At 64.9% G+C, this 20,011-nt stretch carries 24 protein-coding genes; 20 read left to right on the top strand and 4 right to left on the bottom strand.

The window, feature by feature from the left end; translation table 11 throughout:
• Positions 1 to 173 precede the first annotated feature (173 nt).
• The 4 genes from AB0C34_RS13865 to AB0C34_RS13880 are packed head-to-tail and all read left to right on the top strand — an operon-like array spanning position 174 to position 2,961.
• The gene (locus tag AB0C34_RS13865) at positions 174 to 524 is read left to right on the top strand and encodes a WXG100 family type VII secretion target (protein ID WP_357071194.1); all 351 of its coding nucleotides are present in this window, start codon (positions 174 to 176) and stop codon (positions 522 to 524) included.
• Positions 521 to 823, top strand: coding sequence for a WXG100 family type VII secretion target (locus tag AB0C34_RS13870; protein WP_357071197.1), 303 nt, complete (start codon positions 521 to 523; stop codon positions 821 to 823). The genes AB0C34_RS13865 and AB0C34_RS13870 overlap by 4 nt, the downstream gene beginning before the upstream one ends.
• Positions 824 to 2,092, top strand: coding sequence for a polymorphic toxin type 34 domain-containing protein (locus AB0C34_RS13875; RefSeq protein ID WP_357071200.1), 1,269 nt, complete (start codon positions 824 to 826; stop codon positions 2,090 to 2,092).
• 38 nt (positions 2,093 to 2,130) lie between these two features.
• Complete coding sequence (locus tag AB0C34_RS13880; protein WP_357071203.1) at positions 2,131 to 2,961, top strand: HEAT repeat domain-containing protein; 831 nt, start codon at positions 2,131 to 2,133, stop codon at positions 2,959 to 2,961.
• A gap of 396 nt (positions 2,962 to 3,357) precedes the next feature.
• Here AB0C34_RS13880 and AB0C34_RS13885 read toward each other — a convergent pair whose 3' ends face one another.
• Both AB0C34_RS13885 and AB0C34_RS13890 read right to left on the bottom strand, forming a co-directional pair.
• Positions 3,358 to 3,564 carry a DUF397 domain-containing protein gene (locus tag AB0C34_RS13885; RefSeq protein ID WP_357071206.1) on the bottom strand — a complete coding sequence of 69 codons (207 nt, stop codon included), beginning with the start codon at positions 3,562 to 3,564 and terminating at the stop codon, positions 3,358 to 3,360.
• Positions 3,554 to 4,453 carry a helix-turn-helix transcriptional regulator gene (locus AB0C34_RS13890; RefSeq protein WP_357071209.1) on the bottom strand — a complete coding sequence of 300 codons (900 nt, stop codon included), beginning with the start codon at positions 4,451 to 4,453 and terminating at the stop codon, positions 3,554 to 3,556. The genes AB0C34_RS13885 and AB0C34_RS13890 overlap by 11 nt, the downstream gene beginning before the upstream one ends.
• A 443-nt stretch (positions 4,454 to 4,896) precedes the next feature.
• Here AB0C34_RS13890 and AB0C34_RS13895 point away from each other — a divergent pair, with 443 nt between their 5' ends.
• The 11 genes from AB0C34_RS13895 (at position 4,897) to map (ending at position 13,003) form a co-directional block, all read left to right on the top strand.
• Positions 4,897 to 5,277, top strand: a complete 381-nt coding sequence (locus AB0C34_RS13895) for a hypothetical protein (RefSeq protein ID WP_357071212.1) — start codon at positions 4,897 to 4,899, stop codon at positions 5,275 to 5,277.
• Entirely contained in the window at positions 5,274 to 5,777 is a 504-nt protein-coding gene (locus AB0C34_RS13900) for a hypothetical protein (RefSeq protein WP_357071215.1), read from the top strand. Before AB0C34_RS13895 ends, AB0C34_RS13900 begins: the two co-directional genes overlap by 4 nt.
• A 1,673-nt stretch (positions 5,778 to 7,450) precedes the next feature.
• A complete protein-coding gene (gene rpsH / locus AB0C34_RS13905) occupies positions 7,451 to 7,849 on the top strand; it encodes a 30S ribosomal protein S8 (RefSeq protein WP_357071218.1) in 399 nt (132 codons plus the stop codon).
• Between the two features lie 14 nt (positions 7,850 to 7,863).
• Positions 7,864 to 8,403: a 50S ribosomal protein L6 gene (rplF, locus tag AB0C34_RS13910; RefSeq protein WP_357071221.1), complete on the top strand. Its 540-nt coding sequence runs from the start codon at positions 7,864 to 7,866 to the stop codon at positions 8,401 to 8,403.
• A gap of 2 nt (positions 8,404 to 8,405) precedes the next feature.
• Positions 8,406 to 8,813, top strand: a complete 408-nt coding sequence (rplR, locus tag AB0C34_RS13915) for a 50S ribosomal protein L18 (RefSeq protein ID WP_357071224.1) — start codon at positions 8,406 to 8,408, stop codon at positions 8,811 to 8,813.
• A gap of 31 nt (positions 8,814 to 8,844) precedes the next feature.
• Positions 8,845 to 9,504, top strand: coding sequence for a 30S ribosomal protein S5 (rpsE, locus tag AB0C34_RS13920; RefSeq protein ID WP_357071227.1), 660 nt, complete (start codon positions 8,845 to 8,847; stop codon positions 9,502 to 9,504).
• The gene (gene rpmD / locus AB0C34_RS13925; RefSeq protein ID WP_357071230.1) at positions 9,504 to 9,683 is read left to right on the top strand and encodes a 50S ribosomal protein L30; all 180 of its coding nucleotides are present in this window, start codon (positions 9,504 to 9,506) and stop codon (positions 9,681 to 9,683) included. The genes rpsE and rpmD overlap by 1 nt, the downstream gene beginning before the upstream one ends.
• A gap of 3 nt (positions 9,684 to 9,686) precedes the next feature.
• On the top strand, positions 9,687 to 10,130 hold the full coding sequence (rplO, locus tag AB0C34_RS13930) for a 50S ribosomal protein L15 (protein WP_357071232.1): 444 nt from the start codon (positions 9,687 to 9,689) through the stop codon (positions 10,128 to 10,130).
• Positions 10,131 to 10,310: 180 nt separating this feature from the next.
• Positions 10,311 to 11,633, top strand: a complete 1,323-nt coding sequence (gene secY / locus AB0C34_RS13935; RefSeq protein ID WP_357071235.1) for a preprotein translocase subunit SecY — start codon at positions 10,311 to 10,313, stop codon at positions 11,631 to 11,633.
• On the top strand, positions 11,630 to 12,175 hold the full coding sequence (locus AB0C34_RS13940; RefSeq protein ID WP_357071238.1) for an adenylate kinase: 546 nt from the start codon (positions 11,630 to 11,632) through the stop codon (positions 12,173 to 12,175). Before secY ends, AB0C34_RS13940 begins: the two co-directional genes overlap by 4 nt.
• A gap of 30 nt (positions 12,176 to 12,205) precedes the next feature.
• A complete protein-coding gene (gene map, locus AB0C34_RS13945) occupies positions 12,206 to 13,003 on the top strand; it encodes a type I methionyl aminopeptidase (RefSeq protein ID WP_357071241.1) in 798 nt (265 codons plus the stop codon).
• 64 nt (positions 13,004 to 13,067) lie between these two features.
• On the opposite strand, the gene AB0C34_RS13950 is transcribed toward map, so the two are convergent.
• Positions 13,068 to 13,499: a DUF4254 domain-containing protein gene (locus tag AB0C34_RS13950; protein ID WP_357071244.1), complete on the bottom strand. Its 432-nt coding sequence runs from the start codon at positions 13,497 to 13,499 to the stop codon at positions 13,068 to 13,070.
• Positions 13,500 to 14,106: 607 nt separating this feature from the next.
• A complete protein-coding gene (locus AB0C34_RS13955; protein WP_357071247.1) occupies positions 14,107 to 15,630 on the bottom strand; it encodes a hypothetical protein in 1,524 nt (507 codons plus the stop codon).
• 301 nt (positions 15,631 to 15,931) lie between these two features.
• Here AB0C34_RS13955 and dtd point away from each other — a divergent pair, with 301 nt between their 5' ends.
• The 5 genes from dtd to AB0C34_RS13980 form a co-directional block, all read left to right on the top strand.
• Positions 15,932 to 16,375 (top strand): D-aminoacyl-tRNA deacylase, encoded by a 444-nt coding sequence (dtd, locus tag AB0C34_RS13960; RefSeq protein WP_357071250.1) that lies wholly within the window; start codon positions 15,932 to 15,934, stop codon positions 16,373 to 16,375.
• A 515-nt stretch (positions 16,376 to 16,890) separates the two neighbouring features.
• Entirely contained in the window at positions 16,891 to 18,450 is a 1,560-nt protein-coding gene (locus AB0C34_RS13965) for a hypothetical protein (RefSeq protein ID WP_357071253.1), read from the top strand.
• Positions 18,451 to 18,648: 198 nt separating this feature from the next.
• Positions 18,649 to 19,110, top strand: coding sequence for a hypothetical protein (locus tag AB0C34_RS13970; RefSeq protein ID WP_357071256.1), 462 nt, complete (start codon positions 18,649 to 18,651; stop codon positions 19,108 to 19,110).
• A 74-nt stretch (positions 19,111 to 19,184) separates the two neighbouring features.
• Positions 19,185 to 19,631, top strand: a complete 447-nt coding sequence (locus tag AB0C34_RS13975) for a YbaB/EbfC family nucleoid-associated protein (protein WP_357071391.1) — start codon at positions 19,185 to 19,187, stop codon at positions 19,629 to 19,631.
• A 27-nt stretch (positions 19,632 to 19,658) separates the two neighbouring features.
• The coding region (locus tag AB0C34_RS13980) for a hypothetical protein (protein ID WP_357071259.1) at positions 19,659 to 20,011 on the top strand (353 nt) is incomplete at its 3' end.

The following is a 20,011-nucleotide window of genomic DNA, read 5'->3' on the forward strand; positions in this document are numbered from 1 at the left end:
CGTCGTCTCCCGGACGGCAAGATCTGCCGGTCGTCCCCGAGCGCTACGTCTGAAGCCTCGGTGCCCAGCGGGTTTGGTCGGATCAAGGCCCTCGCCGTCGGGCAATGAGTTGTCGTTCAACGATATTCGCGGTCTGGACCGCAATCGAGAGCCCGCGAGTACGATCCGATGCTATGAGCACACCTGGGGGGACGTCTGGCTCCGGCGAGGCGTTATCGGTCGTTCCTGATGAAGTCCGTGATGTCGGTAGCTATGTCTATCACCTCGCGGACACGCTCGGGTCCGCGCTCGACGCTGCCGCGCGGGAAGTCCAATCCCTGACAGGCGGGAGTTGGGCCGGCGCGGCGTCCACGGGGTTCGGCACCGGGTGGAACGACGTCAACGACGGTGGCAGGCAGATTATCGCCGCACTGGCCGACCTCGCCGCGAAGCTCGGCGTCACCGCCGACAGCTATCAGCAGCGCGACGAGTCGAACTCCGGTGCTCTGTCGAGTTCCACGCTCGACCTGCCTCCGTTGCCATGACCGATTCGTTCACCGTCGACCTCGACGAACTCGAACAGATCATCGCGCGGTTGTCCGGCCTCGCGGGATTCGTCGCCGGTCACCTGGACGAAATCGACGACCGGATCGCGACGCTGCGTGGCTCGGGATGGGAAGGCATTGCTGCGCAGGCATATTCGGAAGCCCATCGGCAATGGATCGCGGGTGCGCGGGAATTCGCTGAAGGTATCCGCGAGATGAGTGCCGCCGCGAAGGCAGCCCACGGCGCGTATGCCGAAGCCGGGGACGCCAACTCCAGAATGATGCGTAGCGGATCCTGAATGGGAATCAATGTAGATCCGCAAACCTATTACGATGCCGCCACAAAATGCGCGAAGGTGAACAGCGCGTTGCTTTCCGCGTTCTCGACGCTATGGAACGGGCTGCACGGCTCCGGTCAGATGGCAGGCAGCTACGACAAGGTGGCCACCTGGGCGGCGAGCTACGACGAGAACGCGGTGGATCTGCTCAGCACCTGCGCCTCGCTGTCGAACGCTCTCGCCAATTTCTCGAACATCCTGAACACCGCGGGCAACAATTGGGCGCACTCGAACTGGAATGCCAATCCTGACCCAGCGAAGGGGCCGGCGCCTTCGCCGCCGTTTCATGTCCCGCAGGGATTGACATTCCAGCACGACGTCGAGCCGCCGCCGTCGTCCTTCGGGGGATCTGCCGCGGGCTTGGACACCAGCGTGCCCGGATTGCTGAACCAGATCGGATACACCGTGCCCAATGGTGACCGTGATCGTTTGCAGTCTGCCAAGGATGCCTGGAAGGCGTTCGCTGAATCCGAGGCGGTCGCGAACGCGGCTTCCGATGTGAAGGCGATTATCGGCAACTTCCATGCCGCACATACCGCGGCGCCGGACCTGGCCGATATCGAGGCGCACCTCACTACCTTGTCCAACGGTTCTGCGGCGGTCGCGTCGGTGTCGTTGTCACTGTCCGGGTCAGTGGGCGAGCACCATGCCGACCTCGTAGCGTTTCGGTCGGATCTGGATACCCACGTCGACGACCTGATGAAGGAGTTGTTCTGGATCGCGCTCGGTACGGTGGCCGCGATCGCCCTGACCGAGATCCTGACCGCGGGACTGGCCACGCTGGGTCCCGCCGAAGCCGAGGCCGCCGCCGGGACTGCCGCCGGAACAGCGGCGGTAGCCAGCGCAGCCGTGCGGATCCGCAAACTGTGGGACATCTGCCGGCTGTTCCAGACACTGGAAGTCGGTGTGGGTGTCGCCGCGGCGGTGAACGCCGCCCATCCGCTCGACATCCAGAAATCGCTGGATGAAATAGCATCCCTGATCGCCGTGAACGTTGCTGGTGCGTTCGTCGCGGAGATGGCGAAAGGCGGCAAACAACGAGTCGCCGACACCGGAATAGAAAACGAGATGCGTGATCTGATAAGCCGGGCGCAACTGTCCGAATGCGAGGCCCTGGCCAGGCTGCACGACGCGGCCAAAGCAGACGGCGATGCCAGTCGGCTGCAACGGATCAAGAAAACCCAGAAGCAGTACGACTGCCGTCATTCGAGCGGCGGTGGCGGACGATAGCAGTGCCGCCGGCGAACATTGTCATGAGGAGGTGGACAGTGCACGGAGACGATCCGGAAGACGCGTCCCTGGCGGCGGCCTTGTCATCAGGTGATCCGCGCCGACAGTTCGACGCGTTGATCGAGATGATCAAGGCGAATGACGGGGCGGCGGTGCCGGACATTCTGCCGCTGTTGCGGACCGATGACGACGATGTCCGGGCCGAGGCGGTGCGCGCGGTGGGATTCTTGGGCGTGCGTGACGCTCCTGAAGTCGGTCCGCTGATCGTCGAGATGCTCTCCGATCCGGCCGAATTGGTCCGTTCCGAGGCTGCCGAGGCTTTCTGCACGGTGCACTACGAGGCTGCCGTGGATGTGCTGATCGGGATGTTGCGCGCTGACGAATCGTGGCTGGTTCGTGCTTCTGTCGCCGAGACGCTGGGAAACTACCCAGGTTACGGGGTGCCAGAGCTACTCGCGTGTGTACGCGACGACGACGAGTATGTACCGGTGCGCCGATATGCGATCGATTCGCTGGTGCAGTCGGACGAGTCCAGGATGCGTGCTGAGATCACCGCGCTGGTGGCGGAGTACGGCGACGACCCGGACCTCGGGCGGGATCTACGGATAACGGCATACCGGTTCGGGGACCGCGGTCAACTCCCTGTTGTCGCCAACCAGGTGGCCACCATGGACGAACTCGAATGCTCGCTGCTGGTCAACGACCTCGGTAGGCTCGCCGACCCGCCTGCGCCGGCCACGCTGCAGGCTGACATCCGGATCATCGACAACATGCTGTCGGTCATCGCGTTGCGGTGGCCGCTGCAACGACCGCACGTCTCGAAGGTTCGCGAGAATCTGCCATCGGCCGAACCCGGATTTGACGAGTGACGGGTGCTGCCTGAGGACCAGGCCCGTACAGTCTCGACATCCGCTTGTGCGCATACTCGCGATTGCGCTTTCTCCGTTGCCTTTCCGCGGAAACGCGCAGCTTTAGTGGACGTCGAGGCTTACGCATGCGGTGCGCGATGTCAGATCGAAGACCATTCAACTGCAGTCGAATTCGCTCGAGTTCGGCCGACAAGGCGCCCCGGTCGGACGGTGCCGGCCGGGGACTGGCCGGAGGTGTTCTCGGCGTCACGCGTGCCGACTGAACGCTATCGAGAGGGTGTCCTCGGTAACCGCTGGTTAGCTTCGGTTGTCTTGAACCAGTGTGCTGTGGATAGATCGACAGCCGGGATCAGAACTCGTGGCGGTCCGGCGCAATGGGCCGCGAGCGTTAACCGCTCAGCTGCAGTTGAATTCGCCGTTCTTGGCTCCCGCGAGGAACGCGTCCCATTCGGTGGGGGTGAACGTCAGCGCCGGGCCGGTCGGGTTCTTGGAGTCGCGGACGCCGACCATGCCGCTATCGATGTGTGCCACCTCCACGCACTGGCCGTTGGAAGCGCTGAAGCTGCTCTTGAACCAGCGTGCCCCGGATAGGTCAACGGTCACCGTCATAACTCCTTGCTACCCGGCGAAGCAGGTCTCGCGTGGTCTTCTCGTCCATTGCCGTTTGTCGGATGGCGTCGACCATTTCAGTGTAACGGTGCACCATTTCGGGCCTTTCCAGATAGAGATCGCTGCTCATCCCGCCGTCGAGGTAGACCACCGGCGGTTCGATCGGCGTGCCCTTGCTGTTGGTGCCGAAGTCCAGGATGACGAACGAACCGTGCAGGATTCCACGGGTGTATCCAGCCGACCACGGGTGAATGCGCAGTGTGACGTTCGGCCGGGTGCTGATATCGGCCAGATAGCGAAGCTGCTCGGCCATCACCTTCGGTCGCCCAACCATCCGGTGCAGCGCGGATTCATCGAGAAGCAGCTGCAGGTCCACCGGGCTGGTCTTGCGCGTGACGACGACCTGTCTGCTCCGGCGCACCCGCACGCGTTGCTCGATCTCTTCGGCCGAACCGTCGTACAGAAATGCGCCGATCAATGCGCGCGCGTAGTCCTCGGTTTGCAGCAATCCAGGCACTTGGACCTCATAGGACACGAGACGTCGAGCCGATCGCTCCATGCCGACATACATATTGAAGGCATCGGAGAACAACCCGCCCAGCGGCGTGATGCCGTCTTCGTCCCTGGCCGTCGCCGCCCGCGAGGCCAACCCGACCGTCTGCTCGGTCTGTTCGGCGTTCACCTCATACAACATGCACAGCTCCCGCACATCCTGACGACGCGGCTTCACCGCCCGACCGGTCTCCAGGCGTTGCAGCCCGTTGAAACTGAGTTGAACTTCCTCCGCGGCTATCGCGATCGTCAGTCCTCGGCCTTCGCGCGCTTCCCGCAGAAATCTGCCGAGTTGACGGCGCAGGAGTGTCGGAGACTCGTGCTCGGCCATCGTCTTTCCCCCAGACAATTGAATCCAGCCCCTCGCGTGATGTGCATTCATCGATGCCGCAGATCTCAATCCTGCCATGGGCTTTCGGGGAAGTTGGCCCGAATATCCAAATCAGGCCGATCCGGCCGCCGCGAGGCTGGTGTGCTGTGCCTGCGCCGGGCAACTGAGCAGTCCCGCTCCGTCTCGCTCGGCAAAGCCCAGTGTGTGTGAACGCCTACGGATATCCGCGCCGGGATATCGCGGGCGTCGTACCCGAGCATTCCTCGATTCGGCGCACCTCCGAATCCATTCGACGGCAGGGGATCACCATGCAGACCGGTCCATTTCGTGACACTCCCGCAAGCCGGTGCGCGTTCTATCGCCGCACCGCCGGCCTCGCCGCGGGAGTTGACCCGCACACCGGGCGGATCACGGTTTCAGCCGTAAGCGTATGGGGATTAGGAATGCCCGCACATTTCGGGCACCAGGTTCGCGAAGAACTGCGCCGCCATCGGTACGCGTCGGGACCGATCGTGTCGTACCCGCATTCGCGCACATGGACTTTCCTGGTCCGACCCGACCTGCCGGACTCGCCTGCCTTGTTCGCCCAGCTATACCGCGCGGGTGTCGCGGCTTACGGCCACGGCCGGGTGATCGCCTTGCCGTCGCCCGCCGATCGTCCCCCTGCGATGCGTCATTGGGTTGAGCAACCGCGGGACAGCTTCCGGCCCTCGGCGGCAGCCGTGATTACCGCGATCAGCCGGTGCCTGCCTGCGCGGGCGCTCGATCTGTCCTTGCTCGGCGCCGCCGCCGGGAACTCTGCACAGGCCCGGCGGGCGCGATGACAGATGACATCCGAACACAGTCGCACTCGAACCGGTCCGCTTCCGCACAAGCTGAACTGCGCCTGCCGGGCACTCGCGCCTTCTTCGACATCTTCAACGCTCGTACCGAGCCCGCCGACGCGATGATGGTGTCCGCCCTCGGACTGCTCGGCGTCTGGGTTGAGCACTACGAGAACGGCAGGCCGGGACGATCGATGAGCCGCCGCCTCGCCTATCTGATGGACCTGCACATCTGGGCTATCGACCGGCACGTCGAGGACGCGCTGGCGGCGGCCTGCCACCACGGCTACCTGCAGGGTCCAGATGCTGACGAGATGCCCTATTCCTATGGGGAGATGGTGAGCCTGCTCACCGCCGACTTCGTGCAGTGCCGTCGCGAAGAGCGGCAGCCCGGCGGAATCACCGAAGACCGAGTGCTTCATCACGTGCGGCACTGGGACGGCTTCAACGCCGTGGTGGCAGCGCTGGCAACCGGAACCGTGCGGCTCCGAATCCCATGAGCCGTCGCCGAGCACCTTCATCCGGAGTCGCCCCCCGAACCATCTGCAGCCATAACCCGCCTTGCGCGCTCATCGCAACGTCCATCCACGGTAGTGAAACGGCGTTCCTCGATACTCCTACGAGCCACCATTTCACTACTGCGGTTCGCCACCCTTGCCCGTGCGTGAGGTGCCGCGCCGGGGTTGGCTGCTCGGTGTGCGCGTGGACCGGTTCAACACCATGGTGGAAGCGGTGGCAACCGGAACACCATCGGCTTCATCCGAGGTCCGCCCGCACCATCGGCTTCATCCGAGGTCGGAAGAGTGCGGCGGCGAATTCCGCGTGCCATTGCCGAACACCTTCATCCGAGGTCGCGCCCGCGCCATCCGCAACCATCACCGCCCCGTGCCCGCATCAGCGCGACCTTCTCGTCGCAACTTCCCTCGACGGGTAGTGAAATGGTGTTCGTCGGGCGTCCTATGAGCCGCCTTTTCACTACTGCGGTGCGCGGCGGCCCTGGTCGTGTGTGAGGTGGCGGAGGTTGGCTGTTCGGTGTGCGCGCGGCCTTGGCGATCGGTTCGACGCCGTGGTCGCCGGGGCGAACTGCATGTGGGCGGGCGGCTGGTTCAACGCCATGGTGGAAGCGGTGGCAACCGGAAGCGTGCGGCTGCGAATTACGCGGCGGCCCATCGCCGAGCATCTTCATCCGAAGTCCGCCCGCACTATTGGCTTCGTTCGAGGTCGGGCCGCACTATTGGCTTCGTTCGAGGTCGGGCTGCACTATTGGCTTCGTTCGAGGTCGGGCTGCACTATTGGCTTCGTTCGAGGTCGGGCTGCACTATTGGCTTCATCCGAGGTCGGGCCCGCACCATCGGCTTCATCCGAGGTCGGGCCCGCACCATCCGCAACCCTGACCGCCCCGGTGCCCGCACACGTCCGTCGTTCTCGTCACAAATTGCGTCGACGTTAGTGAAATGGTGTTTCTCGATACTTCGACGAGCCGCCATTTCACTACCGCGGTTCGCCGTTACTACCCGCGCGTGAGGTGGCGCGCAGGGGGCGAGCTGCTCGGTGTGCACGTGGACCGGCGGTGGGGTGTTCGGCGAGAAAGCGCTTCGGGCGAGTTTGCCTATTCGGCCGTAAACACTTTTCCGATTCGGCATATTTGCGCGGGACGTTCTCGACGCCGGTGGGACACCGCATCCATTTGTGCGAGAGCTTCTGGTAGCTCGTCCGAGGTGATCTGTGCGGGGCTCAACCAACGCCTGTCCGGTTCCGTCGCTGGCGTTGCGCAGCCCGGGGGCCGCGTCGCGCCACGCTTTGCGGGCCTCCTCGGCTTGTCGAGATCTCCGTTGGACCAGGTATGGCGATGCAGTCTGTTCATCAGGTCCCACTCGAATGGTGGATCGATGACACCGTCGAACGCGCCCTCGAATGGGCGCTGCCGCGTTCGCCGTGGTCGAGCCGACCAGGTCGGATTTGGTGGCTAGCTGGGCATTGCCTACACTGGACCGGTTGCCTGGGCAACTGCGCGCCCGCATGTCTTCGTGTGCGTGGCTCGGGCGATCGAACCTCATCCGGTCGGCAAGTGTCGGCCGGACCATCCGAATTGTTGTAGGCCCACGGCTGACCTGCGGATACGCGGGTCGGCGCTGCATGGGAACCACAGCGAGAAAGGTGTCAAGGTCGAACCATGACCATGACTGATCCAATCGCGGACTTCCTGACACGTCTGCGCAACGCCAACTCGGCGTACCACGATCAGGTGAAGGCTCCGCACTCGAAGCTCAAGGCGAACATCGCCGAGATCCTCAAGCGTGAGGGCTACATCGCCGACTACCGGACCGAGGACGCGACCGTGGGCCAGACCCTCGTCGTCGACCTCAAGTACGGCCCCAGCCGTGAGCGCAGCCTCCAGGGCCTGCGCCGCGTCTCGAAGCCGGGTCTGCGTGTGTACGCGAAGTCCACCAACCTGCCCAAGGTCCTGGGCGGCCTCGGCGTGGCGATCATCTCCACGTCGACCGGTCTGCTCACCGATCGTCAGGCGGCCAAGCAGGGCGTGGGCGGCGAAGTCCTCGCCTACGTCTGGTAAGGGAGGTCAGGACAATGTCGCGTATTGGTAAGAAGCCCATCGCCATCCCAGCCGGCGTCGAAGTGAGCATCGACGGCCAGAACGTGTCGGTGAAGGGGCCCAAGGGCACCCTGTCGCACGCGGTCGCCGAGCCGATCGTCGTCAGCAAGGGCGAGGACGGCCAACTCGAGGTCGCGCGCCCGAACGACGAGCGCCAGAACCGCTCGCTGCACGGCCTGACCCGTACCCTGGTCGCCAACATGATCGAAGGCGTGACCAAGGGCTACGAGAAGAAGATGGAAATCTTCGGCGTCGGTTACCGTGTGCAGGCCAAGGGGTCGAACCTCGAGTTCGCGCTCGGCTACAGCCACCCGGTGCCGATCGAGGCCCCCGAAGGCATCACCTTCGCGGTGGAAACGCCCACCAAGTTCTCCGTGTCCGGAATCGACAAGCAGAAGGTCGGTCAGATCTCCGCTGTGATCCACGGACTGCGTAAGCCCGACCCGTACAAGGGCAAGGGCATCCGCTACGCCGGCGAGGTCGTTCGCCGCAAGGTCGGAAAGACGGGTAAGTGATCATGGCGCAAACCGAAAACCAGATCGCCAAGCGCAAGCCGCGCGGCCAGGACGTGTCGACGACGCGTCGTCTGTCGAAGACCCGCCGTCACTTCCGTCTGCGCAAGAAGGTCGTCGGCACCACCGAGCGTCCGCGCCTGGTGGTCAACCGCTCCTCGCGCCACCTGCACGCGCAGCTGGTCGACGACTCGATCGGCAAAACCATCGCCGCCGCGTCGTCCATCGAGGCCGATGTGCGTGCGCTGGACGGCGACAAGTCGGCCAAGAGCAAGAAGGTCGGCGCGCTGCTGGCCGAGCGGGCCAAGGCCGCGGGTGTCGAGGCCGTCGTGTTCGACCGTGGTGGTCACGACTACCACGGCCGGATCGCCGCACTGGCCGATGCCGCTCGCGAAGGTGGGTTGAAATTCTGATGACCAAGAACATGAACGGAAGGAACGTCTGATGCCGGGACGTCAGAGGCGTGACGGCGGAAGCGGACCCGCCGGACAGAACGGAAGCGCCCCCGAGGGCGGCCGCGACAACCGTCGTGGTGGCGGCGACCGTCGTGGTGGCGGTGACCGCCGGGACAACGCCGCCGAGAAGAACCAGCTCGAGCGGGTCGTCGCGATCAACCGCGTGTCCAAGGTCGTGAAGGGTGGTCGGCGCTTCAGCTTCACCGCCCTCGTGATCGTCGGTGACGGCAACGGTCTGGTCGGCGTCGGCTACGGCAAGGCCAAGGAAGTTCCGGCGGCCATCCAGAAGGGTGTCGAGGAGGCTCGCAAGGGCTTCTTCCGCGTCCCGATGATCGGCTCCACCATCACCCACCCGGTTCAGGGTGAGGCGGCGGCCGGCGTGGTCATGCTGCGCCCGGCCTCCCCCGGTACCGGTGTGATCGCCGGTGGCGCGGCCCGTGCCGTGCTCGAATGCGCCGGCATTCATGACATTCTGGCGAAGTCGCTCGGTAGCGACAACGCCATCAACGTTGTGCACGCGACCGTTGCCGCGCTCAAGATGCTGCAGCGTCCAGAAGAGGTCGCGGCTCGCCGTGGACTGCCGCTCGAGGATGTTGCCCCCGCGGGCATGCTGCGTGCGCGCGCTCAGGCTGCGGGAGGTGTCAGGTAATGGCAGATCTCAAGGTGACCCAGATCAAGAGCACGATCGGCGCCAAGAAGAACCAGCGTGAGAGCATGCGCACGCTGGGTCTGCACAAGATCCGGCAGACCGTGGTTCGGGAGGACACTCCGCAGAACCGGGGTCTGATCAACGTCGTGCGCCACCTCGTAACCGTTGAGGAGGTCTGACACATGACCATCAAGTTGCATCACCTGCGCCCTGCCCCTGGCGCCAAGACCGAGAAGACCCGCGTGGGTCGCGGTGAAGGCTCCAAGGGTAAGACGGCGGGCCGTGGTACCAAGGGCACCAAGGCGCGCAAGAACGTCCCGGCCGCCTTCGAGGGTGGGCAGATGCCGCTGCACATGCGGCTGCCCAAGCTCAAGGGCTTCACGAACCGGTTCCGCACGGAATACCAGGTCGTGAACGTCGGCGCGATCGCCAGGCTGTTCCCCGAGGGCGGCGAGGTCGGCAAGGCCGAGCTCGTGGCCGCCGGCGCGGTTCGCAAGAACCAGCTGGTCAAGGTCCTCGGCGACGGTGAGATCGGCGTCGCGGTCCAGGTGACCGTCGACAAGGTCACCGGAGCCGCGAAGGAGAAGATCACCGCGGCCGGTGGCACCGTCACCGAGCTGGGCTGACGGTACTCTGCAAACAGCGGCACCGGACGAGTGAAGGCTCGTCCGGTGCCACTGTTAGAGTTTGAATTGTTGTCTGCCAAGCCTCGCCATGGTCTTCAGCGTCCCCTCGACCGAATCAGGGAACTGGACAGCGCTGAATCGCCCATGTACTGACCACCATGTCGTTCGCCAGGAGGATCTGTGCTTTCCGCCTTCGTATCGGCCTTCCGGACTCCGGACTTACGGCGGAAGATTCTCTTCACGCTGGGGTTGATCGCGCTGTACCGCATGGGTGCCGCACTACCGTCCCCGGGCGTCGACTACAAGGCCGTCCAGGAATGTATCGACATTGTCTCCGGTGGCGAATCCGGTGGCATCTATCAGCTGATCAACCTGTTCTCCGGTGGCGCGCTGCTGCAGCTGTCGGTGTTCGCGATCGGCATCATGCCCTACATCACCGCGAGCATCATCATCCAGCTGCTGACCGTCGTCATCCCGCGGTTCGAGGAACTGCGCAAGGAAGGCCAATCCGGCCAGAACAAGATGACGCAGTACACCAGGTACCTGTCGATCGCGCTGGCGATCCTGCAGGCCACCGGTCTGGTCGCCCTGGCCGCGCGCCGTCAGCTGCTGCAAGGCTGTGAAAAGGACATTCTCGCCGACACCAGCATCTTCGGCATGGTCATCATCGTTCTGGTGATGACGGCGGGCGCCGCGTTGGTGATGTGGTTCGGCGAGCAGATGACCGAGCGCGGTGTCGGCAACGGCATGTCGCTGCTGATCTTCTCCGGTATCGCCGCACGCATCCCGACCGAGGGCAAGTCCATCCTGGACAGTCGCGGCGGGCTGGTGTTCGGCCTGGTGTGTGTCGCCGCGCTGGCGATCATCACCGCCGTGATCTTTGTCGAGCAGGGCCAGCGCCGCATTCCGGTCCAATACGCCAAGCGTGTGGTGGGACGGAAGATGTACGGCGGTTCCTCGACCTACCTGCCGTTGAAGGTGAACCAGGCGGGCGTGATTCCGGTCATCTTCGCGTCATCGCTGCTCTACCTACCCAACCTGGTGGCGCAGCTGACCTCGTCGCGGAATAACCCGAACCCCAGCTGGTGGCAGGAAATAATCCAGAAATACCTGGTGAACCCGGGGAACCCGGTGTACATCGCGATCTACTTCGGTCTGATCGTGTTCTTCACCTACTTCTATGTCGCGATCACCTTCAACCCGGAGGAGCGCGCCGACGAGATGAAGAAGTTCGGCGGCTTCATCCCGGGATTCCGCCCGGGTAAGCCGACCGCCGATTACCTCAACTACGTCCTGAGCCGTATCACCCTCCCCGGATCGATCTACCTCGGTCTGGTCGCGGTGCTGCCGAACCTGTTCCTCGACATCGGTTCCTCCGGTGGCGCCCAGAACCTTCCGTTCGGCGGTACCGCGGTGCTGATCATGGTGAGCGTCGGTTTGGACACCGTGAAGCAGATCGAAAGCCAGCTGATGAATCGAAATTACGAAGGGTTCCTCAAGTGAGAGTTGTACTGCTCGGTCCGCCGGGTGCCGGCAAGGGCACACAGGCCGTCCTGTTGTCGGAGAAGCTCGGCGTCCCGCACATCTCCACCGGGGACCTGTTTCGCGCGAATATCAGCCAGCAGACTCCGCTGGGCCGCGAAGCGCAGAAGTACATGGACGCGGGCGACCTCGTGCCGAGCGACGTGACCAACCGCATGGTCGAGGCCCGGGTCAACGAGCCCGACGCCGTCAACGGTTTCGTGCTCGACGGTTACCCGCGCACCGTCGACCAGGCCGACGCGCTGGAGAAGATCCTCAAGGACATGGACACCAAACTCGATGCGGTGCTGTGTTTCGTCGTGCCCGAGGACACGGTCGTGGAGCGGATGCTCTCCCGCGGCCGCGCCGATGACAACGAGGGCGTGATCCGCAACCGGCTTCGGGTGTACCGCGAGGAGACCGAACCGTTGCTCGAGCACTACGACGGTCTGGTTGTCTCGGTGGACGGCGTCGGCGAGGTCGATGGCGTCAACGCGCGGGCGCTGCGCGCGCTGGGCCACTGATGCCGCTCACGATGGGGCGTTGAGGCCGCGATGGTCTTCCACCGTAAGAAGAAGGTCGTGCCGTTCCGGACGGCTGGCGAACTGGACGCCATGGCGGCGGCGGGCGCGGTCGTCGGCCGCGCTCTGGTCGCGGTGCGGGCGGCCGCCAAGCCGGGGGTATCCACCCAGGAGTTGGACGAGGTCGCCGAGCAGGTGATTCGCGACGCGGGCGCCGTGCCGTCCTTCAAGGGCTACCACGGCTTCCCGGCATCGATCTGCGCGTCGGTGAACGACCGCGTGGTGCATGGGATTCCGACCGCGGCGGAGATACTCACCGAGGGCGACCTGGTCTCGATCGATTGCGGCGCGATTCTCGATGGCTGGCACGGTGATTCGGCGTGGACGTTCGGTGTCGGCGCCATCATCGATGCCGACCGGTTGCTCAGCGAGGCCACCCAGCTGTCCATGGAAGCCGGTATCGAGGCGATGCTACCGGGTAACCGGCTGACGGACGTCTCGCACGCGATCGAGCTGGGTACCCGTGCGGCCGAGCAGGAACACGGTCGCGCCTACGGCATCGTGGACGGCTACGGCGGGCACGCCATCGGGCGGGAGATGCACCTCGACCCGTTCCTCGCCAACGAGGGTGAGCCGGGCAAAGGCCCCCACCTCGTGGTCGGTTCAGTCCTCGCGATCGAGCCGATGCTCACCCTGGGCACCACCCAGACCAAGGTGCTCGACGACGACTGGACCGTGGTCACCCTCGACGGCAGCCGTGCGGCCCATTGGGAACACACCGTTGCGGTCACCGACAACGGTCCGCGCATTCTTACCCTGCGCCCGGAATAGATCCGGACGCTCGGCCACCATGCTCGGGTGGCCAAAGGTCCGACCTTTATCGGGTCGGCCGACGCTATGATGCGCCGGGTAGACGGCGGACGCCCGCACACACCTCGGCGGCCAGATCGTCATAGCCGACGGCCAGTTCGGCGAGGCGCTGCCAGGCATCCCAGAGGTCCCATTCCGACGCGCTGGCCAGCGCCGCGTACGCCCGCGCGGTGAATTGGGCCAAGCGGTCGATCACGGCGCCGAGGGTCTCGGTGTGGATGTGCGCCGCGCCATGCGCCGGCGGCAGTTGCACGGTGATCCAGCGGTCGATCTCGCGAATCAGGTTCGCGCGCGCCGCATCGATCTCGTCCACGTCTTCCTGGCCGGCCCCGAGCCTGCGCTCGTGCAGCGTGGTCAACTCGTGCGCGCAACGCAGCATGGGATTGTTCTCGGGTAGTTCACCCCGGCAGGCCTGCAACACCTGTTGTTTCGCGGGCAGGGAGGCACTTGTCGTCATTGTTTCCCAGCTTTCGCGCAAGGGCGCACGGTCTCGATAATGGACCGGCGGGACGGACGAACCGCGCTCCGCGCGGACACGTTCCGCCGCCGATACCTGGCAGGGGTATCGGGGGAAGCGACGACAGACTTCGTGTTCGCGGCTAGGAAACCGGCGCGGGGGACGATTCGGCCGATCTCCGAGTGCGCCCCGACCGGCAGACCGCGAGTATCTCGTAAGCAGGCGCATCGTGCGGTTGGTCTGTCCGCCAACGCCATATGGTTCATGGGGCCTCGGCTAGCTTCATCAGTCATCTCATGCCGCCCGGTCGGCGATGTGGTGATCCCGTGTACCATCCGCGCGCTGACTCAGTAGAGCACCCCGGGGAATAGTACAAACATTCCGTTCAATTTGTTCTCGAGGCAATGTCAACGCTCTGGTTACCGGCGGCGGCAGTGATCGGAGCGGTGCGACCTCAATTCTCATATTCGCCAAGGGTGTACGTAATCGCTGGTCAAATGATCCGCGCACCGACGGAGTCAAGGCCGGTGGCATTTTGTTCACGCCGCGTTCAGTCAGTGTGCTACCACACCGCAAACTTCGTGCGACGGTGTCGCATCGCGGCGCCTCAGGGCGTCGTCCGGAAGAACAGCACCCGGTCGCCGTGCTCGTCCAGCGGCGTGCTGACGCTCATCTGGCGCAGGCCACTGTCGGGCAGGTAAGTGAGGTTCGAGAACATCTTCGTGTTGCCGAAGGCCGAACGGAGCTTCGTCTCGGTCGCGCGATCGGCGTTGTACTCGGCGAGGGTCTTGAAGTCGAGTGGGGCGAGCGGCTTGTCGAGCGGCGCCTGTCCGGCCGGGCGGCCGAGGGCGGCGTACTGGGTGGCGGCCCCGCGCTCATACCAGCACAACTCGTAGGCAACGTTCTCGGTGACCGTGATGGCCGCGACCGGCCAGTCCTGGGACAGACGCAGTGCCAGCGGATGTTTCGCCACCGGCGTGAGTTCCCAGTTCAGGCTCATGACGGTGACCCAGCCGCCGTATGGCTGATCGATCAGCACGATGTCGTCGCCGAGGGTGCTCGCGATGTTCACCTCAGGATCGGCAACCTTCAGGTCCGGTCCGTGCTCAGCGAGGTAGGTGGCGCGGTCGAGGGGGTAGGCGTCATCGATCGCGTAGGCCGCGATGATCGCGGCGCGCACCTGGGCGGTGGAGTCGCGGTCAGGGCAGTACACGCTCAGCGCGCCGAAGGTGGTGCCGATCTGTACCGGCACCGACGGCGGGTCCGGCTCGGCGCCCGCCGCGAGTGGCCGTAGGCCGACCAAGGCCAGCTTCCAGTTGATTTCTTCGACGGTCGACAGGTCGCCGGAGGACTTGAACATGACCTGCTGCTGGGTCAGTCGACCGGCTTGTTCCAGCGTGCGGCAGCCCAGTTCGATCAGCGCCCGGTGCGATTTGGGCGTGAGATCCAGGTCTTGGATTCCGCACGCGCGTAGTCGGATCGACATGCTCGTGGAGGTCAGCGCCGAATACCGTTCGCGGTACATCGCGATGGCCTGCTTGCGTGAGCGACCGACCATGAGCGTTCGTAGCAGGGTGCTCAGACTTGCGAGGTACTTGCCGGACAGATCCGGATTGGCGGCGGCCAGCGCAGCGCGGATTCGGGCAGCCTCCGCGGTCGCCGCCACCGCCGCGTCCTGGTCGAGCCGGCCCAACCACACGCCGCACTTGGACAATCCGTCAGCGCAGGGACCCGCGACTTCCGGACGTGCCCGCGCCACATGGCGGTAGACGTCGCAGGCCCGGCGGATCGTCGTGGTCGCGAGTTCCCGGCGACCGCTGTACCGCGCTGCCTGCTCGAAGGAGCGCAGCGCATCGTTCAGTTCGCCCGCGAGGCGCGCGGTCAGTACCTGCCCCCTGGAGAGCAGGCGTAGCCGGATCGCCACCGCCTCCTCGGCGGGCGCCAGCGCTTCCCTGGTCCGATCGCGGCTCGACCCGTTGGTCTTGGTGGCGATCAGACCCTTGGCGAGTTCGCCGAGACTGGTGGCCAGCCGTAGCTCGGATTCGACCGAACGGTCGAGGGCCGCATACCGATCCGCGGCGATCTGGCGCTCCCGCGCGTCCAGATCCATCGCGATCCTCGCTTCAAGCATGATCCTCCGCAAACGCGCGGCGGTCCGCGCAACGCATAATTCTGGGCCGAAGTCTTTCACGGTTACCGCCCACGCGCACCTGGATCCGTCGAGGCCGGTAGACCGTTCTGGAGCGAGCGTAGCGATCGAACACCAAGCGCGGGATCGCCGCTGGTGCGGGCGGCGTCGAGCGTCGGTGCGATGGGTCGACGAGCGCGCGTCGCGAGTGACGGCAAGCTTTGCCACCGTAGCGGTCACGGTGTGCTCGCACCGGCCACCCATGCTGCCGCCCAGGCTGTGGGGCAAGGCATGATCGGCAGTTGTGCGAGCCCTCTTGCAGCGTGTGACTTCGGCGCAGGTGACCGTCGACGAACAGATCGTCGGTCGCATCGACCCGGCCGACCATGGCGTCCCACACGGCCTGCTCGTTCTGGTCGGCGTGACGCACTCCGATACCGCGGCGACCGCGAAGGCGCTGGCCGAGAAGGTGTGGTGGTTGCGAATCCTGGCGGGAGAGCGCTCGGCCGCGGATCTGGGCGCTCCTATCCTGGTGGTCAGTCAGTTCACCTTGTACGCGGACACCGCCAAGGGCAGGCGCCCCTCGTGGTCGGCGGCCGCTCCCGGCGCCACCGCGGAACCACTTGTCGATGTCTTCGCGCTGGCGCTGCGTGAATTAGGGGCCATAGTCGCCACCGGCCGGTTCGGCGCGCATATGCGAATCGAGTTGGTGAATGACGGGCCGGTCACCCTGCTGCTGGAGATTTGAGTGAATCGGTGGTGGTCCGGACCAGCGGTGGTCGACTGTCCGCGCTTGCCTCGTGCCGCAGCTGATCTCGCGCGGTAGTCCGGGCCGCGGCTCGTGAACATCAGGCAACCCCGCCCAGCGCCGACAAGCCCTGGTTGCGCGGTCGATCGGCAGCGATGCGATGACCTGACCGTCTACCGTGCCCTCGCCGAGGAAAACCCGCTGCGCAACGGCCGCGCAGCGCGATCGTGCCGCGTCCGGGAAGCTTCCCTCTCGTGGGAGTGATCGGTGGAGGCGTTCGGGACGTCATGTAACAATGCACACCGGCTGAGGTGTAGGAGAGGGCGTGGGGCGGATGAAGATCACCGGTGGAAGCGAACAGTGAGCGATCAGTACCAGAGAAACCGGGACAGTGCCGGAGCGAACCGCGCGGCGCCGGATGCCGATTTCACCCTGACGCCGAAAGACGCGAGAATTCCCTCTTCTACTGATATTGGTTCCGGTAAAGACATCAACGCGCGGTCAGGATCTGAGTAGTGAGCGATCAAGACAAGGAAAACCCGGGTCAGGATGACAAGGCCGAGTCGCCGGACAAGCCCGGGTCGCCGGACGTGGGCTTCAGCCTCGACCCGGGCGCTGCCGACCAGCCCGCCGAGCCGGACGTCGTCGAAGAAGCCGCCGAGATAGACGAAGCTGCCGAGGAAGACGAAGCCGACGAGACGCGGGTCCTCGCACGCCGCGCCGCCGACGGGCTGGCCGAGGTGGGGCCGCCCGGGTGGCAACAGTTGGACGCGGTGTTCGCGCTGACCGCCGCCACGGAGATGGCCCAGGTCGTCTATGCCGACGGGGAACGGTCGGTGCGGGTGGAGCCGCCCGCGGCGGTGTTGGAACTGGTGCGCCAGCAACGCGCACTGGTGGCCGAACTGGACGGCGAACCGTGGTGGCGGCTGTTGCTGCAGCTGAGTTCCGACGGCGAGTTCGAGGTCGACTACGACTTCGGTGACGAGCCGTTCCCGGAGGGGCAGCTGTTCGAGCCGGAGGCCTACCGGGCAGACCTGGATCAGTACCCGCGCGACGACCTGCCGGTGTGGCTGGCAGCCTATGTCGGTCACAACAACCGACAGTCGCGAACCCCGCAGGACGCTGCCGTGGACGCGCGCGCCGATCGAGCCGCGCGGGTGTGGCCGGTGTTGGCGGAGAACGAATTTCCGGACTTCCCCGAGATGTGGGCACGGTGGGCGGTGATCTCGGCGTCGTTCGTCGCGGCCGGCTCCGATTGGGGCCCGCGGGTAATGCCGTCGATGGGCTGGTTCGAAAGCTCGCGTCGCGGCGGGTCCACGCTGTACTCGCTGCCCGACGGCCGGGCAGTGCTGTCCGGCGGCGTATGGGAGTCGCCGAACCTGAACGCCACCTACAACGATGGCGCTGATATGCCGGCCTTCTATGCCGGAGCGCCGGATTGGGTCGCCAACCCGGTGCTCAACCCGCGCGCGTCCACCGGGTTGATGTCGTTCTGCTACTGGTGGGAGGCCGGCCGCTGGTATCGCGGCGAATCACCGGCCGCGGAGCACTGCGCCACCGCGGTACCCGGTGTGTGGACCGCTGACACGGTCGCCGGGATCGTCGCGGGGCTGGTCGCGCAGCGGCCAACCGCCGCTCAGCGTGCCGCCGCCGCGGCGCTGATCTCGGCTGCGGAAGTCGGTGTGGTCACCAGGGATACGGTGATCAACGTCTTCGGTGACGACGGCCGCTACGACATCGACGGCGCCATGTACCAGCTGTCGCTGGCCGGTGTGGTCATGCGGCTGGCAGAGCGAATGCCGGAGGAAGAGGCCATCTTCCGGGTCCGCAGTTACATCCAGGGGCGTCAGCTGGACACCACCGGCTATCCGCTGGACCAGTTGGTCGCCGACCGGTTCAGCTGCGGCTGGATGGTGTACGTGCCGGTGCCGCGCGGCGAGATCGCGATCGGCCGGGCCATCTTCTACATCGCCGACGACGGCGTCCTGGAACACTCGTCCTCGTCTGTCGCGCCGACCACCTTCGTCGAAGGCTTCGAACAGCGCTACCAGGAACGGCAAGGTTCCCGCGCCTGACCTGTCCCGAGCTGTCTGAATGTGGCATTTCGGCCACCCCGAGTGGACATTCGGCACATTCAGGAAGCGCTCGGCGAGGAGCACCGGGCCGTTGAACCCGGTGCGGGTTTGATCGTTCCCTCTTCTGGGAAAAACCCTGGGTTTGGTTCATGTCAAGATGGTTCGGATAGCTCAGCGTGACGAAATGAGGTGGGTGCCATGGCCGATGGGTTGAACTTCAAAAGCGAGCATGCGGGGAAGATCCAGGGGGAGATGGTGGATCTCGCCGCTATGGTCGACGCGGTCAAGTCGGAGATGGAGACGATCTTCGACGAGTACTACGGATGCTGGGGCAAAGGCGAGACCGGTCGCGTCATCGCCAACGGCGAGAACAATGACGGTCTGATCGCGGGATTCAAAAGCCAGGTCGCATTCCTCGCTGGCGCTGCGGATTTCGCGAACGGTCCCGACGGGTGGGGTCCGACTTACGGGAAAGCCGAGAAGAAGCTCTTGGCGACGGAAGCCCACAACAGGGAAGTGATCGCGTACAACGAGGCCGTAAAGGCATTCAACGAGCAAGCGCGCAATCCGTCTCGGAGCGCAGCTGAACTCGAGCGCGACAGGCAAGCGCTCGAGCGCAGGGGAGAAACACTCAAGAGCGCGGGCATGCTACGGAAGTGAGCGAGCCAGGCGTGAACGATGAGGAGATGTCGGCGGCTCGGTTGATGGATCTGGTTGATTCCGTCCAAGCCGGGATGAAGTCGATCGAGAATATGCAGCGGCAGTGGGTGCTGCTCACCGCGACCGGATCGGCGGCGAACAAGCGTGTGACGGTGTCGATCAACGCTGAAGGCACGGTCATCGAAACCCGTTTTTCCGACGATATCGACGACTTGAGTTATGCGGAGATCGCGAAAGCCGTCACCGAGGCCGCGCAGAATGCCGCGACCGAAATGCAGCGCAAGACTGCGGGTTTGACGGCTTCGCTGCAGGAGCAGAGTTCTCGAATTCCGAAGCTTTCCGAGCTGGCGCCCGGCGCCCTCGATGTGCTCGACCTGGTGCCCACGGCGCCGCAGGTTTCTCTCGCGCCGCCCGACGCGCCGGAACGGCTCGCCGCCGAGTCGGAGGCGATGGTTTTTGCCGATACTGAGCAGCCCGACCGTGATGTGTCGCAGTCCGGGGTGACTGATTCGTCTTGGTGATGATGGTGTGTCGGTTGGGGGTGTGTGGTGGCGTTTAACGTCGAGGGGCCGGCTTTGTTGCGGGGTATTGGGGAGCTGCTGAATTTTGGTATGGAGTTGCCTGATACGCGGGCGGGGGATTTGGAGCGGTTGGGTGAGCGTGGTTTGTTGGGTTTGGCTCCGCGGGTTCGGTTGTTGTCGGAGGCTGTTCGTAGTTCGCAGGGGAATGTTGCGGGTATTTATGAGGGTGAGGCGACTGCGGCGCTGTTGAAGTCGTTGGGGTTGTTGGAGTCGGGGAAGTTTTCGTTTGATGAGTTGGCTGATGCGATGACGCAGTTCGGGGATGCGTTGGTGAAGACTGCGAATGGTGTGACGAAGACGCAGTTGATTATGTGGGGTTT

Source organism: Nocardia sp. NPDC049220 (genome assembly GCF_040647855.1).
Taxonomy (GTDB): Bacteria; Actinomycetota; Actinomycetes; order Mycobacteriales; family Mycobacteriaceae; genus Nocardia.

What these genes read in the sequence shown, in the direction of transcription:
- rplF (WP_357071221.1), top strand. Translation starts at nt 7,864, where the DNA reads ATGTCGCGTATTGGTAAGAAGCCCATCGCCATCCCAGCCGGCGTCGAA.
- AB0C34_RS13895 (WP_357071212.1), top strand. Translation starts at nt 4,897, where the DNA reads ATGCCCGCACATTTCGGGCACCAGGTTCGCGAAGAACTGCGCCGCCAT.
- AB0C34_RS13870 (WP_357071197.1), top strand. Translation starts at nt 521, where the DNA reads ATGACCGATTCGTTCACCGTCGACCTCGACGAACTCGAACAGATCATC.
- rpsH (WP_357071218.1), top strand. Translation starts at nt 7,451, where the DNA reads ATGACCATGACTGATCCAATCGCGGACTTCCTGACACGTCTGCGCAAC.
- AB0C34_RS13900 (WP_357071215.1), top strand. Translation starts at nt 5,274, where the DNA reads ATGACAGATGACATCCGAACACAGTCGCACTCGAACCGGTCCGCTTCC.
- AB0C34_RS13875 (WP_357071200.1), top strand. Translation starts at nt 824, where the DNA reads ATGGGAATCAATGTAGATCCGCAAACCTATTACGATGCCGCCACAAAA.
- AB0C34_RS13865 (WP_357071194.1), top strand. Translation starts at nt 174, where the DNA reads ATGAGCACACCTGGGGGGACGTCTGGCTCCGGCGAGGCGTTATCGGTC.
- rplR (WP_357071224.1), top strand. Translation starts at nt 8,406, where the DNA reads ATGGCGCAAACCGAAAACCAGATCGCCAAGCGCAAGCCGCGCGGCCAG.
- rplO (WP_357071232.1), top strand. Translation starts at nt 9,687, where the DNA reads ATGACCATCAAGTTGCATCACCTGCGCCCTGCCCCTGGCGCCAAGACC.
- rpmD (WP_357071230.1), top strand. Translation starts at nt 9,504, where the DNA reads ATGGCAGATCTCAAGGTGACCCAGATCAAGAGCACGATCGGCGCCAAG.
- AB0C34_RS13955 (WP_357071247.1), bottom strand. Translation starts at nt 15,630, where the DNA reads ATGCTTGAAGCGAGGATCGCGATGGATCTGGACGCGCGGGAGCGCCAG.
- rpsE (WP_357071227.1), top strand. Translation starts at nt 8,845, where the DNA reads ATGCCGGGACGTCAGAGGCGTGACGGCGGAAGCGGACCCGCCGGACAG.
- AB0C34_RS13890 (WP_357071209.1), bottom strand. Translation starts at nt 4,453, where the DNA reads ATGGCCGAGCACGAGTCTCCGACACTCCTGCGCCGTCAACTCGGCAGA.
- map (WP_357071241.1), top strand. Translation starts at nt 12,206, where the DNA reads ATGGTCTTCCACCGTAAGAAGAAGGTCGTGCCGTTCCGGACGGCTGGC.
- AB0C34_RS13970 (WP_357071256.1), top strand. Translation starts at nt 18,649, where the DNA reads ATGGCCGATGGGTTGAACTTCAAAAGCGAGCATGCGGGGAAGATCCAG.
- AB0C34_RS13975 (WP_357071391.1), top strand. Translation starts at nt 19,185, where the DNA reads ATGAAGTCGATCGAGAATATGCAGCGGCAGTGGGTGCTGCTCACCGCG.
- AB0C34_RS13950 (WP_357071244.1), bottom strand. Translation starts at nt 13,499, where the DNA reads ATGACGACAAGTGCCTCCCTGCCCGCGAAACAACAGGTGTTGCAGGCC.